Source organism: Pseudomonas sp. BIC9C (genome assembly GCF_034541995.1).
In the GTDB taxonomy this organism is placed as follows: domain Bacteria; phylum Pseudomonadota; class Gammaproteobacteria; order Pseudomonadales; family Pseudomonadaceae; genus Aquipseudomonas; species Aquipseudomonas fluorescens_CC.
This window is the reverse complement of sequence record NZ_JAWDGM010000006.1, coordinates 375405-390790: the sequence shown is the minus strand read 5'-3', so window position 1 is coordinate 390790 and position 15386 is coordinate 375405. Positions and strand designations below refer to the sequence as shown.

12 protein-coding genes are annotated in these 15386 nt (G+C 58.5%); 7 read left to right on the top strand and 5 right to left on the bottom strand.

All coding sequences use genetic code 11. The features are described from left to right. Nucleotides 1-4: 4 nt before the first annotated feature. From RS887_RS25415 to uvrD, 4 genes are all read right to left on the bottom strand, one after another. Entirely contained in the window at nucleotides 5-412 is a 408-nt protein-coding gene (locus RS887_RS25415) for an SMI1/KNR4 family protein (RefSeq protein ID WP_007995855.1), read from the bottom strand. 137 nt (nucleotides 413-549) lie between these two features. Continuing rightward, nucleotides 550-1428: a Tim44 domain-containing protein gene (locus tag RS887_RS25410; RefSeq protein WP_322617533.1), complete on the bottom strand. Its 879-nt coding sequence runs from the start codon at nucleotides 1426-1428 to the stop codon at nucleotides 550-552. A gap of 179 nt (nucleotides 1429-1607) precedes the next feature. Continuing rightward, complete coding sequence (locus RS887_RS25405) at nucleotides 1608-2048, bottom strand: EamA family transporter (RefSeq protein WP_007989639.1); 441 nt, start codon at nucleotides 2046-2048, stop codon at nucleotides 1608-1610. Nucleotides 2049-2203: 155 nt separating this feature from the next. Then, complete coding sequence (uvrD, locus tag RS887_RS25400; RefSeq protein WP_322617532.1) at nucleotides 2204-4387, bottom strand: DNA helicase II; 2184 nt, start codon at nucleotides 4385-4387, stop codon at nucleotides 2204-2206. A gap of 256 nt (nucleotides 4388-4643) precedes the next feature. Here uvrD and RS887_RS25395 point away from each other — a divergent pair, with 256 nt between their 5' ends. The 3 genes from RS887_RS25395 (at nucleotide 4644) to RS887_RS25385 (ending at nucleotide 9076) form a co-directional block, all read left to right on the top strand. Beyond that, on the top strand, nucleotides 4644-7514 hold the full coding sequence (locus RS887_RS25395; RefSeq protein ID WP_322617531.1) for a putative bifunctional diguanylate cyclase/phosphodiesterase: 2871 nt from the start codon (nucleotides 4644-4646) through the stop codon (nucleotides 7512-7514). A 232-nt stretch (nucleotides 7515-7746) separates the two neighbouring features. Continuing rightward, complete coding sequence (hexR, locus tag RS887_RS25390; protein ID WP_007954250.1) at nucleotides 7747-8613, top strand: transcriptional regulator HexR; 867 nt, start codon at nucleotides 7747-7749, stop codon at nucleotides 8611-8613. Nucleotides 8614-8866: 253 nt separating this feature from the next. After that, nucleotides 8867-9076 (top strand): PA3496 family putative envelope integrity protein, encoded by a 210-nt coding sequence (locus RS887_RS25385; RefSeq protein ID WP_008018316.1) that lies wholly within the window; start codon nucleotides 8867-8869, stop codon nucleotides 9074-9076. On the opposite strand, the gene RS887_RS25380 is transcribed toward RS887_RS25385, so the two are convergent. Next, the gene (locus tag RS887_RS25380) at nucleotides 9018-9980 is read right to left on the bottom strand and encodes a LysR family transcriptional regulator (protein ID WP_057396559.1); all 963 of its coding nucleotides are present in this window, start codon (nucleotides 9978-9980) and stop codon (nucleotides 9018-9020) included. The two genes, RS887_RS25385 and RS887_RS25380, sit on opposite strands and share 59 nt — an antisense overlap. 190 nt (nucleotides 9981-10170) lie before the next feature. Between RS887_RS25380 and RS887_RS25375 the strand changes: the two genes are divergently transcribed. From RS887_RS25375 to RS887_RS25360, 4 genes are all read left to right on the top strand, one after another. Further along, nucleotides 10171-11586 carry an acetyl-CoA carboxylase biotin carboxylase subunit gene (locus tag RS887_RS25375; protein WP_007971702.1) on the top strand — a complete coding sequence of 472 codons (1416 nt, stop codon included), beginning with the start codon at nucleotides 10171-10173 and terminating at the stop codon, nucleotides 11584-11586. Between the two features lie 11 nt (nucleotides 11587-11597). Then, nucleotides 11598-13406 carry a sodium-extruding oxaloacetate decarboxylase subunit alpha gene (oadA, locus tag RS887_RS25370; protein WP_008018313.1) on the top strand — a complete coding sequence of 603 codons (1809 nt, stop codon included), beginning with the start codon at nucleotides 11598-11600 and terminating at the stop codon, nucleotides 13404-13406. A gap of 288 nt (nucleotides 13407-13694) precedes the next feature. Next, nucleotides 13695-15047 carry a HipA domain-containing protein gene (locus RS887_RS25365; protein ID WP_322617530.1) on the top strand — a complete coding sequence of 451 codons (1353 nt, stop codon included), beginning with the start codon at nucleotides 13695-13697 and terminating at the stop codon, nucleotides 15045-15047. Further along, the gene (locus RS887_RS25360; RefSeq protein WP_085716166.1) at nucleotides 15044-15322 is read left to right on the top strand and encodes a helix-turn-helix domain-containing protein; all 279 of its coding nucleotides are present in this window, start codon (nucleotides 15044-15046) and stop codon (nucleotides 15320-15322) included. Before RS887_RS25365 ends, RS887_RS25360 begins: the two co-directional genes overlap by 4 nt. The last annotated feature ends 64 nt before the right edge of the window (nucleotides 15323-15386 follow it).

Genomic DNA, 15386 nt, shown 5'->3' with positions numbered 1-15386 from the left:
TGGATCAGCTTTCCAGCCAGACGTCCCGTGCCCAGTGCCATACGGACTCCCAGGACTCCTCGGTGATCAGCTCTTCTTCGCCCGACCACAGCACCACCGTGCCGTCCTCTTCGACGCAGTAGTAATTGTCACCGTCCTGGCAAATCGGGATCAGATCGCGTGGTACGCCAGCATCCCAGGCATTTGCGGCCACATCGGGCAGGTAGGTATGCGATTGCGGGTCAGTGACGGTCACGGGTTCAAGGCTGCCGTAAACCACATCGCTGACGGTCAGCAGGAATTCCTTGAAGACGAACGGAATGTTGATGAAGAGTTCTTCTTCGACCTCTACCAGTTGATCTTCGTCGGGCAACTCCAAGGGGACCGGTACCGGTTCGTTGGCTTCACGCAGTTGTTCGATGATTTCTTCCACGTCCGGGATCCTCTTGCTTGTATGGCGCGGTTTATATGGGGCGGTTTATACAGTAGCTCGCTATAGATGCAACCGCGAAATAGAAAACCCCAGCCGGGGCTGGGGTTTGTTTACAACAAGTGAAACGCGGAGGGTGATCAGCCGTTCTGGCGGATACCGGCCACCAGCCAAGGCTGGTTTTCGCCCTGGGCGCGTTCCATGTTCCAGCTTTCGCTGAAGACTTCGCCCTGGTCGAAACGCGAGGTTTTCGATACGCCAGTGAAGGTCAGGGTGGCGATGGTCTTGTCGGCGCGATCGTCCACACCGTCCAGTTGTACATTGAGGTTATCAATGTAGGTGGACTGGAAACCGTCGCCCAGGTCGGTACGTTCGCGCTTGAGGAACTCCAGCATTTGCGGAGTGACGAATTCGGCGATCTTGTCCATTTCGTTGGCGTCCCAGTGCTGTTGCAGGGACTGGAAGTGATTGCGTGCCGCTTCGACGAAGTTCCTTTCGTTGAACCAGGCTGGAGCATTGATCACCGGACGAGCGGCAACGGGTGCAGCCGAACCACCGAAGATCGAACCGCCGGCAGGCTTCTGTTCGAACACTTCACGCTGCATCGGCGCATGGCCGGCCGGAGCGTAATGCTCCTGCTGCTTGCGACGACGGGCGGCGATAAAGCGGAAGACCAGGAACGCAATGACGGCCATGATCAGGATGTCGAAGATCTGCATGCCCTGGAAGCCGCCACCCATGAACATGGATGCCAGCAGGCCACCGGCGGCGATACCGGCCAGAGGGCCGAGCCAGCGCGAAGCGCCACCGGCCTTGGCAGCGGCGCCAGCGGCACCGGCAGCACCAGCGGTCGCCGCGGCGCCGCCCATGCCTGGAGAAGAAGGAGCCATCTGGCTGGTCTGGTGCGTCGGCGCAGCGCCTGCGCTTTTGCCACCACCGAAGCGCTTGGCGGCATTGACGTCGAGACTCATCGTCAGGCCGATGCACAACGCCATGGCGATGCTAAGAAAACGTTTCATAAAGGGAATTCCCATTTGTGGAAGGCACGCGCGCCATGTTGCACAGCTGAAGTGTTACTGGCTAGCGGCAGAGTGTTTCGGGCTTTTGCCTGACAGGTCGTGTTCAGCTTCAGTCAGCGCAATAGGGCCTTTGGACTTTGATATGTCAGATGAGTGGATAAGTTTTGTAGGAGGTTCACCTAGCGTCGCAGCGCCAGCATGACGACCCCGGCCGTGATCAGACCGATTCCGCCCCATTGGCGCAGGTCGAGTTTTTCTCCCAGCAGAACCACGCCCAGTATGGCGACCAGCACCACGCTGAGTTTGTCCACCGGAGCGACCAGTGAGGCCGGACCGACCTTGAGTGCACGGAAATAGCAGATCCACGATGCACCGGTGGCCAGGCCCGACAACAACAGGAACAGATAACTCTTCGCAGAGATCGATCCCAATGACTGATATTGGCCCGTGGCGTACAAAATCAAGGCCAGGCTGACCAGTACCACTATTGTACGTAGCAGGGTGGCGAAGTCGGAATTGACGTTTTCGATGCCGACTTTCGCGAAAATGGCAGTCATCGCCGCGAACGCCGCCGATAACAGGGCCCAGAATGTCCAGGAAGAAAAAAAGCCCGAGCCCATGACGGTTCCTTGATCGCTTACATGAAACTGGAGACTACACAAAACCTTGTGGGAGCGGGCTTGCTCGCGAAAGCGGAATGTCAGGCAACCTCAATAGAGACTGACCCACCGTATTCGCGAGCAAGCCCGCTCCCACATTGATCCTTCGACGAGCTTTAGATCGCTTCCAGCTTGGCATAACCCAGCATCAGCCACTTGCTGCCTTCACTGAAGTTCACCTGCACCCGGGCCTGAGCCCCGGCGCCTTCGAAGTTGAGGATCACGCCGTCACCGAAGATCGAGTGGCGCACAGTCTGGCCCAGGCTGAAGCCGGTTTCAGGAATCGCGCTGCCGCTGAACAGGTTGCTGCCACTCATTGACTGGTTGCCACCGAACGGACGGCTGACGCTGTTGGACAAGCGCACTTCCTGAATCAGGCCTTTCGGCACCTCGCGTACGAAACGCGACACCTTGTTGTAGGTCTCGCTGCCGTACAGGCGGCGGGTTTCGGCGTAGGTCATCACCAAATTCTGCATGGCCCGGGTGATGCCGACATAGGCCAGACGACGCTCTTCCTCAAGGCGGCCGGGTTCTTCCAGGCTCATCTTGTGCGGGAACAGGCCTTCCTCCATGCCCACCAGGAACACGTAAGGGAATTCCAGGCCCTTGGCGCTGTGCAGGGTCATCAATTGAATGCTGTCTTCGTGCTCGTCGGCCTGGGTATCGCCGGCTTCCAGCGACGCATGACCGAGGAAGGCCGCGAGCGGCGTCAGGTCTTCGTCTTCTTCGCTGTTTTCGAAGTTGCGCGCGGCGCTGACCAGTTCCTCAAGGTTTTCCACCCGGGCCTGGCCTTTCTCGCCTTTTTCCGCTTCGTGATAGGCGATCAGCCCCGACTGCTCGATGACGGTCTGGGTCATCAGGTGCAGCGGCATTTCCATGCACTTGGCGGCGAGGTTCTCGATCAGCTCGATAAAGGCGCCAAGGGCACCGGCCGCACGGCCTGTCAGGCCTTTGTTGGCCACCAGTTGGCGCATCGCTTCCCACATCGACACATCGCTGTGGCGCGCATGGTCGCGGATCGCTTCGACGGTTTTCTCGCCGATGCCACGGGCCGGCACGTTAATGACCCGTTCCAGCGCGGCGTCGTTGCCCCGTCCTTCGAGCAACCGCAGGTAAGCCATGGCGTTCTTGATTTCGGCGCGTTCGAAGAAGCGCTGACCGCCATAGATACGGTAGGGAATGCGCTCGCGCAGCAAGGCCTCTTCCAGAACCCGCGATTGGGCATTGGAGCGGTACAGAATCGCAATATCGCTTCGAGACAAGCCGGTTTTCAGCGCACTTTCGATGGTTTCGACAACGTAGCGTGCTTCGTCGTGTTCGTTGAAGGCGGCGTACAGGTTGATTGCTTCGCCGTCGCCGCCGTCTGTCCACAGCTCTTTGCCCAGGCGCCCGGTGTTGTTGGCGATCAAGGCGTTGGCTGCCTTCAGGATACCGGCGGTGGAGCGATAGTTTTGCTCCAGGCGAATGGTCTCGGCGTCCGGGAAGTCTTCGGAATACTGGTAGATGTTCTCGATTTTCGCGCCGCGCCAGCCGTAGATCGACTGGTCATCGTCGCCCACCACCATCAGGCTGTCGCCACCCTTGGCCAGCAGGCGCAACCAGGCGTACTGCACGGCGTTGGTGTCCTGGAACTCGTCCACCAGGATGTGCCGGAAGCGCTTTTGATAGTGCGCGAGCAGGCCTGGGTGATCGCGCCACAGATCGAGGGCGCGCAGCAGCAATTCGGAGAAGTCGATGACACCCGCGCGCAGGCAGGCGGCCTCGTAGGCTTCGTAGATGCCGCGCATGGTCGCCAGGAACAGGTCGCCGCTGGCTTGAATGTGTTGCGGACGCAGACCTTCGTCTTTCTGTCCGTTGATGAACCACTGGGCCTGACGGGCCGGCCAGCGCTGTTCGTCCAGACCGAGCTCACGGATCACCCGCTTGACCAGCCGTTGCTGGTCGTCGCTGTCGAGAATCTGGAAAGTCTGGCTTAAGCCCGCTTCCTGCCAGTGCGCCCGCAACAAGCGGTGCGCCAGGCCGTGGAAAGTGCCAACCCACATGCCGGCCGGGTTGATACCCATCAACTGCTCAATGCGCTGGCGCATCTCGGCAGCAGCCTTGTTGGTGAAGGTCACCGACAGGATGGAGTGGGGCGAGGCGTTTTCGACCTGGATCAACCAGGCGATACGGTGCACCAGCACTCGGGTTTTACCGGAACCAGCACCGGCCAGGACCAACTGACGACCCACGGGGGCCGCTACGGCCTGGCGTTGGGCATCGTTGAGAGAGTTCAGCAGAAGGGAGAGATCATCGCGCATCAGGGCATTCTAGGGGGCCGCGACACACCGGGCAAACTCCACTTCGCTTTAGCCGATGAAAGTTATGCGAAGGACGACCGGTCGGTCATCGGCTGCAGGCGTTGGCAGGGCGTGTCTTCAGCGTTTTCCGGGGCATCGGCGGCTGAAAAATTTGGCGATTTATTGATCAGCAGCAGTTTGGTCCGGGCAATTGCTTGTGTATGCTCCGAGCAGTTTCGGGCTCATGCTCATCATTATAAGAACAAGAACATCGCCTATGACCCTCAGCGTCGACCTGTCGGGCCCCACTGTGGAACCCCGGGAGATTCGTAAACAGTACGCCATGGAAATGGCGGTCGAACGCACGCGCCTGTTGTATCAGGGCTCGCTGCTGCCCACGTTGTTCATGCTGATCAATGGCCTGGTCTGCGCCGGTTTGCTCTGGAGTCCGCAGCGCTACTTCCTGGTCAGTGTCTGGCTGGTGTGGTTGTTGTCACTGGTGGCATTACGGGTGATTCAGGTCGCAGCCTTCGACTCGGCCATTCCCAATCGACAGGCCCATCCCATTTGGCGACGGATGTTTTGGCTGGGCTCCGGCCTCACCGGTCTGACCCTGGCTGGTGCCGGCATTGCTCTGGCTCCCGCCGATAACTTCATTCAGCAAGCCTGGGTCTTCGGCCTCATCGGCGCCGCCGCGCTCTCGGCCAGCGTGGCTTATGCAGTCAGTTTGCCGGCTTTTCTGTCTTTCACCTTGCCCTGCCTGTTGCCGGCCATCGCCTATATGTTTTTGGGGGGAGACGAACAGCTGCAAGGTTGGGGCTGGTTCGGGCTGATTCTGCTCGGTGCATTGAGCGTGGTTGCCTGGCAGGTCAATCGCTTGATCGATCGCGGCTTGATGCGACGCTTTCAGAATCAGGCCCTGATCGAGCATCTTCAGCAGGCGCAAAGCTGCAGTGATCAGCTCAATCAGAAGCTGGCCAAGGAAATAGAACAGCGTCGACGGGCCGAGGACGAGTTGCGGGAGATTCAGATCGATCTGGAAAACCGTGTCGCTCAGCGCAGCCTGGAACTGGACGCCGCCAACCAGGCGCTGAGCAAGAGTGAGGCGCGTCTGGCATTGGCTTTGAAGGCCAGCGAGTTGGGGTTGTGGGACTGGAATCTGCAAACCGACGAAGTCCATCACACACAGATTCAGGAATTGTTCGGGCTGGAGCCGGAACAGGTCACGGCATTACTGCGGCACCTCAAGCCGCGCCTTCATCCCGAGGATCTTCCTGCGCTGAAAAGGGCGCTGGTCGAGCATTTGAAGGGCCGCACCGAGGACTACCAAATCGAGTATCGCGTACGGCATGGCGACGGCCACTGGGTCTGGATCGAGGACCGTGGGCGGGCGGTCGAGCGTACCGAGAACGGCCGGGTGATTCGCATGGTCGGCACTCGCCGCGACATCAGCGTCAGCAAAGGCCTGGAAGAGCAGCGGCAACTGGCGGCGACCGTGTTCGAGGCGGCCAGCGAAGGGATCGTGATTTTCGATCCGAACTACGCCTTGATCGCGGTCAATCAAGCCTTCAGTCGAGTGACCGGCTATGACATCGAGGACATGATCGGACGCAATGTCGTTGAGTTGCCATGCAGTCGCGATGCGCGTCGGCATTACGCCGCAATACATCAAGCGCTGGAGCAGCAAGGCAGTTGGCAGGGCGAATTGGTGGAAACCCGCAAGAACGGCGAGATCTACCCGCAATGGCTGCAACTGAATGCTGTGCGCGATACCCGGGGTAATGTCAGCCATATTGTGGGTTTCTTCGCTGATCTCTCCGCCCGCCGGGAATCCGAAGAACGAATGCGCTATCTGACCCATTACGACGAACTTACCGGTCTGGCCAACCGCTCGATGTTCCGTGAGCGACTCAGCGAGGCTCACCAGCGCGTGAGACAGGGCGGTTATCGCAGCCTGGCGTTGCTGCACATCAATCTCGATCGGTTCAAGCAACTCAACGACAGCCTCGGGCATGAAGTCGCCGATCAGTTATTGCAGAAAATGGCCCGGCGACTGGTAAATGCATTGCCTGAGGCAGACACCATCGCGCGCTTGTCCGGTGACGAATTTGCCGTGCTGTTCAACGCCTACGGCAACCTTTCGAGCCTTGCCCGGGTGGCGACTCGTCTGGCGAGCAAGTTGCGTTTGCCGTTGACCATTGAGGGGCATGAACTGGTGGTCAGCGCGTCGATGGGTATCAGCTTGTTGCCGGACAGCGCTCGGGAAATATCTGCACTGGTCAGTCAGTCGAACATGGCCATGCAGCACGCCAAACACCTGGGTGGCAATAATTTCCAGTTTTACACCGACAGTCTGCAAGCCAGCACGCTGGAGCGTTTGCAACTGGAAAACCATTTGCGCAAGGCCGTCGAAGAGCAACAGCTGAAGGTGTTTTACCAACCCAAGCTGTGCCTTGCCACGGGCAAGCTCAATGCCGCCGAGGCGTTGGTGCGTTGGGATCATCCGACCATGGGCCGCGTGCCGCCGGGGGATTTCATCGGTCTGGCTGAAGAAACCGGATTGATCGGCCCGATCGGTGAGTTCGTGTTGCGTCAGGCCTGCTGGCAAGCCTGTGAGTGGCAGCGACAGGGGCTCGAAGCGATTCGTGTGTCGGTCAATCTGTCGGTGCATCAATTGCGACAGGGCAAACTGGTCAGCCTGGTGCGCCAAGTGCTGGAGGAAACCGGGCTGGAGCCACGCTACCTGGAGCTGGAGCTCACCGAAAGCCAGTTGCTGGACAGCGTCGAACACATCATCGCAACCTTCCAGCAGTTGCGTGATCTCGGGGTGAAACTGGCCATCGATGATTTTGGTACAGGCTATTCATCCCTAAGCTATCTCAAGCGCATCCCCGTGGATTACGTGAAGATAGATCAGGCGTTTATCCGTGGCCTGGGTGAGGGCAGCGAAGACGCGGCGATTACCCGGGCCATCATTGCCATGGCTCACGGTCTGAAGCTGAAGGTCGTGGCAGAAGGGGTGGAGCGCGGAGAACAGCTTGAGTTCCTGAAAGCCGAGCGCTGCGATGAAGTGCAGGGCTATTTGATCAGCCGCCCGGTCGAGGCCGAGACGTTGGCAGGTTTGCTGCATGCGCAAGCTGCAAGCTGACCAGGAAGCTATTTATGTTCCTGGTCGTTCCATTTAATGCCTCAAGGTGCTTTTGACCTTTAAAACGCGCAGCCGGCGCATATGGACATGCACCAGAAGTGCTACATGAAGCGCGGGCACCTGAAATCGAGGGATCCGGTTACGCATTGAGCAGGCAAAAAGCCGATTCATGTAGTATAACTACAAGCGTGCTACATCCCCGGCACCTGCCAATAACAAAGAGTCCAGCCCTTTGAATCTGCTGCAACACATCGCCCAGTCTCGCCACCTGTTACGCAAGTCGGAGCTCAAGGTCGCCGACCACGTGCTGCTTGATCCTGCGGCCGTGATGCACAGCTCCATGGCTGACCTGGCCCACAGCGTGGGCATCAGTGAGCCGACCATCGTGCGTTTTTGCCGTGCCATCGGTTGTTCCGGCTTTCAGGACCTGAAGCTGAAGCTGGCCCAGAGCCTGGCGGCAGGTGCGAGTTTCGGTCAGTTTGCGATCCATGAAGATGACTCGGTCGCCGACTACAGCCTGAAAATCTTCGACACCACCCTGCATACGCTGATGGAGGTTCGCGAGAAACTCGATCCGTTGGAATTGCAGAGGGCCGTGACGCTCATGTCCCAGGCCCAGCGCGTCGAGTTCTATGGCTTCGGCGCCTCCGGTGCGGTCGCGGCGGACGCCCAGCACAAGTTCTTCCGCTTGCTGCTCACCGCTGCGGCGTATTCCGACCCGCACATGCAGGCGATGTCTGCCGTGACGCTCAAGCCAACCGACGTGGCGATCTGCATTTCCCAGTCCGGGCGCTCCAAGGACCTGCTGATCACCGCCAACCTGGTGCGCGAAAGCGGTGCCTCGCTGATCACCTTGTGCCCGAGCCAGACACCATTGGCCGAGCTGTCTACGGTCAATCTGGCGATCGATGTGCATGAAGACACTGAAATCTATACGCCGCTGACGTCGCGTATCGCCCACCTGGTGGTGATCGACGTGCTGGCGATGGGCGTGGCCATGGCGCGTGGTCCGAGCCTGGTCAACCACCTCAAGAGCGTCAAGCGCAGCCTGCGCAGCTTGCGGTTGTCGCCCAAGTCGGTGAAGGCGCTGGACGACTGATTGAAGCCGACGCGATTTCTGTGGCGAGGGAGCTTGCTCCCGCTGGGCAGCGAAGCGGCCCCAAAGTCATTCACCGTGGTATGTCTTTCGAATTGCATTTAACGGTCTGCGACTGCTGCGCAGCCGAACGGGAGCAAGCTCCCTCGCCACGGTGAGTGGCGACAGCTTTCATCAGTCTGTAACGCCCAAGCCGCCAAACCGTCATCCCCGGCGCCTATCCTGAAACTCCCGTACTCGCCTTGGGAGACTCGAAATGGCCATGCCTTACGAAGAACGCAACAGCGCTGTCAAAACCCGTCGTCAGCAAGAAGATCAGCGCCGCATGGAATTTCGCCGCGCCATTGAAGATCGCTGCGAACGCCGTCAGCTTCTGGCCGAAATTGGCGATTTTCCAGAGTTGGAACTCAACTTCTGGCAGGCAACTCCCTCGACTTCCCGTCGAAACGCTCAACCAGCGCGCTGATTTGAAGCCGTTCGCTACGGATAAACGCCAGGAAGGCGTGAGCCACCGGTGACAGGCGTTTCGCCTTGGCCTGCACCAGGCACCAACTGCGAAACAGTGGCAGCTCTTCGACGGGTAGCTCGATCAGCCCACCGGTTGCCAGCTCAAGGTTCAGGGCGTGGCGCGTCAACAGCGCAACGCCCAGGCCTGCCAGTACACATTCACGCTGGGCTTCGGCAGACGAGACTTCCTGAGTCTGGTTGAAGTGCACGCGTTTCTCTTTGAAGTATTCTTCGCAAGCAAGCCGTGTCCCGGAGCCTGGCTCACGCAGCAGCAGTGTGTAGGGCTCGAGATCTTGCAAGCGTAGCGGCCCCATATGGCACAGCGGGTGATCCGGTGGCGCCACGGCGACGATCGGGTTGTTCAGGAATGGCAGGAATTCCAGGCCCATGTCCTGGGGCACCATGGACATGATCACCAGGTCGTCGCGGTTGTCCGACAAACGCCGAATGACCTGGCCGCGATTGACCACCGTCAGTTGCAGGTTCACCTCCGGGTGCTGGCGTTTGAAAGCGGCAAACAAGTGCGGTACGAAATACTTGGCGCTGGATTCCACCGCCAGTTTCAGTTGCCCCTGCAGCGAGCCCTGCATGTCGGACAGCTGCATGTCGAGGTTTTCCAGGCGTCCGAAAATATCCCGGCTGGCCCGCTGTAACGCTTCAGCCGCTTCGGTCATGTAGAGTTTTTTGCCGACGTAATCGAACAAAGGCTGGCCAATCAGCTCTTCAAGTTGACGAATCTGCAGGCTGACGGCAGGTTGTGTGAGCGACATTTCCTCGGCCGCGCGACTGTACGACCGCAAATCACAGACCTCGTTGAAGATCTGCAATTGCCGCAAAGTCATGCGCATCAATGACTTACGCATTATCTGGTCACTCTCGTCGCTGGCTGGAGAATCAACTATAAGTCTTTACTTATGCGCGGCCCAATAATTATTCATTTTTGTTAATCCCTTGTGGGCGCTAGTGTGGACCTGCGACCAAATTGAAACATTTGGTCACGCGTCGACCTGGTCTAGCAGGTCGTGGGTACCACCGGCTCAAGGGAATTTCCAAGTGATAACAAAGATCCTGATCGCCAACCGTGGTGAGATTGCCGTACGAATCGTGCGTGCCTGCGCCGAAATGGGCATTCGCTCGGTCGCGATCTATTCCGACGCCGACCGTCATGCCTTGCATGTGAAGCGTGCAGACGAGGCCCACAGCATTGGTGCCGAGCCGCTGGCCGGCTATCTGAACCCGCGCAAGCTGGTGAACCTGGCCGTGGAAACCGGCTGTGATGCGTTGCACCCCGGTTACGGCTTCCTTTCGGAAAACGCCGAACTGGCGGAGATCTGCGCCGAGCGCGGGATCAAATTCATCGGTCCATCGGCTGAAGTCATTCGCCGCATGGGCGACAAGACCGAAGCCCGTCGCAGCATGATCAAGGCGGGCGTGCCGGTGACTCCAGGCACTGAAGGCAATGTCTCGGGCATCGAAGAGGCCCTGACCGAAGGCGATCGCATCGGTTACCCGGTGATGCTCAAGGCCACCTCCGGTGGTGGCGGCCGCGGCATTCGTCGCTGCAACAGCCGCGAAGAACTCGAACAGGCTTTCCCGCGGGTCATTTCCGAGGCCACCAAGGCATTTGGTTCGGCGGAAGTGTTCCTGGAAAAATGCATCGTCAATCCGAAACACATCGAAGCGCAGATCCTCGGCGACAGCTTCGGCAACGTGGTGCACCTGTTCGAGCGTGACTGCTCGATCCAGCGCCGCAATCAGAAGCTGATCGAGATCGCCCCGAGCCCGCAACTGACCCCGGAACAGCGTGCCTACATCGGTGACCTGTCAGTGCGTGCAGCCAAGGCCGTGGGTTACGAGAACGCCGGCACCGTGGAGTTCCTGCTCGCCGAGGGCGAGGTGTACTTCATGGAGATGAACACCCGGGTGCAGGTGGAGCACACCATCACCGAAGAAATCACCGGCATCGACATTGTCCGTGAGCAGATCCGCATCGCCTCCGGTCTGCCGCTTTCGGTAAAGCAGGAAGATATTCAACACCGCGGTTTCGCGCTGCAATTCCGGATCAACGCCGAAGACCCGAAAAACAACTTCCTGCCGAGCTTCGGCAAGATCACCCGTTACTACGCACCCGGTGGTCCTGGCGTGCGTACCGACACGGCGATCTACACCGGTTACACCATTCCACCGTTCTACGATTCCATGTGCCTGAAACTGGTGGTGTGGGCGCTGACCTGGGAAGAAGCGATGGACCGTGGCTTGCGCGCCCTCGACGACATGCGTCTGCAAGGGGTCAAGACCACCGCCGCGTATTACCAGGAAATCCTGCGCAATCCGGAATTCCGTAGCGGCCAGTTCAACACCAGCTTCGTTGAAAGCCACCCTGAACTAACCAACTACTCGATCAAGCGCAAACCCGAAGAGCTGGCCCTGGCCATCGCCGCCGCCATCGCCGCCCACGCAGGCCTGTGAGGAATAGAACAATGAGCAAACAAATCCACGTTACCGACACAATCCTGCGCGACGCCCACCAATCGCTGCTCGCGACCCGCATGCGCACCGAAGACATGCTGCCGATCTGCGACAAGCTCGACAAAGTTGGCTACTGGTCGCTGGAATGCTGGGGCGGCGCGACCTTCGACGCCTGCGTACGTTTCCTGAAAGAAGACCCGTGGGAGCGTCTGCGCCAGCTGCGCGCGGCATTGCCTAACACTCGCCTGCAAATGCTCCTGCGCGGCCAGAACCTGCTGGGCTACCGCCACTACAGCGACGACGTGGTCAAAGCTTTCGTTGCCAAGGCTGCAGTCAACGGTATCGACGTGTTCCGTATTTTCGACGCCATGAACGACGTGCGTAACCTGCGCGTGGCCATCGAAGCGGTAAAAGCGGCGGGCAAACACGCTCAGGGCACCATCGCCTACACCACCAGCCCGGTGCACACCATCGAGGCCTTCGTGAACCAGGCCAAGCAAATGGAAGCCATGGGTTGCGACTCGGTGGCGATCAAGGACATGGCGGGCCTGCTGACCCCGTACGCCACCGGCGAACTGGTCAAGGCATTGAAAGCCGAGCAATCGCTGCCAGTGTTCATTCACTCCCACGACACCGCTGGCCTGGCCGCGATGTGTCAGATGAAGGCTATCGAAAACGGTGCCGATCACATCGACACCGCGATCTCCAGCTTCGCCTGGGGCACCAGCCATCCGGGTACCGAGTCGATGGTCGCGGCCCTCAAGGGCAGCGAGTTCGACACCGGCCTGAACCTGGAGCTGCTGCAAGAGATCGGTCTGTACTTCTACGCCGTGCGCAAGAAGTACCACCAGTTTGAAAGCGAATTCACGGCGGTCGACACCCGTGTTCAAGTCAACCAGGTGCCGGGCGGGATGATTTCCAACCTGGCCAACCAGTTGAAAGAGCAGGGCGCCCTGAACCGCATGAGCGAAGTGCTGGCGGAAATCCCGCGTGTGCGTGAAGACCTCGGCTTCCCGCCGCTGGTGACCCCGACTTCGCAGATTGTCGGCACCCAGGCGTTCTTCAACGTGCTGGCCGGCGAGCGCTACAAGACCATCACCAACGAAGTGAAGCTGTACCTGCAAGGCGGCTACGGCAAAGCGCCGGGCACCGTGAACGAACAACTGCGTCGCCAGGCCATCGGCAGCGAAGAAGTGATCGACGTTCGCCCAGCCGACCTGCTCAAGCCGGAAATGGCCAAGCTGCGCGCCGATATCGGAGCACTGGCCAAGTCTGAAGAAGACGTGCTGACCTACGCCATGTTCCCGGACATCGGTCGCAAGTTCCTCGAAGAGCGAGCGGCTGGAACCCTGACACCTGAAGTGCTGTTGCCGATTCCGGAAGCCGGAAAGGTGGCTTCGGTGGGCGGCGAAGGCGTGCCGACCGAGTTCGTCATCGACGTTCACGGCGAGACCTACCGCGTCGATATCACCGGTGTGGGCGTCAAGTCCGAAGGCAAGCGTCACTTCTACCTGTCCATCGACGGCATGCCGGAAGAAGTGGTGTTCGAGCCGCTCAACGAGTTCGTCGGCGGCGGCAGCAGCAAGCGCAAGCAGGCCAGCGCGCCGGGCCATGTCAGCACCACCATGCCGGGCAACATCGTCGATGTGCTGGTCAAGGAAGGCGACACCGTCAAGGCAGGCCAGGCCGTACTGATCACCGAAGCGATGAAGATGGAAACCGAAGTCCAGGCTGCCATCGCCGGCAAAGTCACCGCCATTCACGTGGCCAAGGGCGACCGGGTGAACCCGGGCGAAATCCTGATCGAGATCGAAGGCTGAGTTAACAGACTCGATTCAACGCTTTAAACCTCGGGGGGGCATGTGCTCCCCTTTTTTTATGCCTTGCAACTCCTTTCCTGGAAGCGCGCATTTTTTCTGATGTCTTCCCGACAGCACCTAGGCGTCACTGCTAAAGCTGCATTATTTTGCAGTTTTACGGCGAGGAATTACCTTTCGTATGCATTTTATTACGTATGCCAATGCTGTTGATTTGGCTTGGATGCATTATATTGCGTTTATACTTGGTGAAGCTCTTCAAGAAATGCATTTAAATGCAGGTGGAAAAGCATGTACAACCTGACATTGCAAATTTTTACGGCGGGTGAATGGTCCGACGCTATGGTCTTGAGCTTTGATAACCCTGAAAAGGGTTTCGAAAGTCGGTGCAATTTTGGTTACGAAACGGGTTATCTCGTCGATAACCATGAAGCCATCGGATCCCCGTTCTCCAAGGCTGTGAGTGCAAGATTCCCATTGGATTGGGAAGGTCGGCGATCCAACGCGCCAGCATTCGTGCATGACATTGCACCTGCCGGAGCTGCAAAACGATTTCTTCTCGCACGCGTAGGGCAAGACAAACCCGCTGACATCAGTGCCGACCTTTACCTGTTGGGCAGGAGTACACCGGCACCTATCGGCAACATGCGAATCAAAGAATCTGGCGAGGCGGTTGATGAGCGTGAGCCTATTGGGTTTGAACGTCAGGATGTCATCAATCGAGACAACCGGTTTCTCGAGTACGCCTATGAGCTGGGCGCTGCGATTGGCGGTGCGACAGGCGCCGGAGGTGAGGCACCGAAGCTTTTGTTGGCCGAAAACAAGACCGGCCTCTTGTATCCGGACGCAGTGCTGGAAGACCGGGATGTCACCCAACATTGGTTTGTGAAGTTTGCCCGCAATAAAGGTAACCAGACTGATCAAGATATCCTGCGAAGCGAATACCACTACTACAAAGCTCTCCAGGCGCTGGGTATCGAAACAGTCGCTGAGGAAGGATTGGCGTTAGAGGAAGCGACCAAACCCAGCTTGTGGATGCAGCGTTTTGATCGTCAGGTGACAGTCCAGGGTATAGAGCGTTTGGCGGTAGAGTCGATTTATTCGCTGGCGAATGTCACCAAGCCTGGAAGTGCGATGAACCACATGGAGGTTATCCGCATGCTTGCCGGGCTCTGGCGCGAAGTGGGGCAGGCGGATCGGATTCCGGATCTTGTTGCCGATTACCTGCGTCGGGATCTGCTCAACAAAATCCTCGGTAACTCGGATAACCATGGCCGCAACACCGCAATTATCCGGGATATAGACTCGTTTCGTTTGGCACCGATTTATGATTTGGCGCCAATGGTGATGGATGACGAAGGTGTGACCCGCACGACCAAGTGGCCAAAAGAGTTGGAGAGGGCAGGCGATGTCGATTGGCGTGGAGTCTGTCGAGCATTGGCGGATATCGCTGATCCGGAAGATCCATTGGCAGCGTTGGCTGACGCGCCAGACTCTTTCGAGCGCTTGCGGGAGGATGCACAACGTTTGGTGGCACTTCCCGATATTTTGACCGCCAGCGGATTGCCCGCCACGACGATGAATCACCCGCGCATTGCATTGAAAAATCTGGAGCAACGTTTGAAAGAGTGGGATCTGAAATGAGCATGACCGTTGCCGAGCGCACGGTGCTCATAGAAAACATTCAAGAAGGACTCACCCAAGGCTCGATTGAAATAGGTGAAGCCGTCCGGCGCCTGCGAGTGGAAGTGACCGGCCTGCATCAGACTCAATTTGCCAAGATGTGCAAAATCTCGGTTCGCACTTTGGTGCATATCGAGCATGGGGAAGGAAATCAGACGCTGAAGTCACTTAATGCAGTCTTCCGCCCGTTTGGATTGAAGATGGGAGTGGTACGAGTTCGACGTGATATCAGCTGAATCAGCACCGATCATTTGTAGGCGCCGGCTTGCCGGCTCCTACAGAGATCAGGCGTTGTTGATC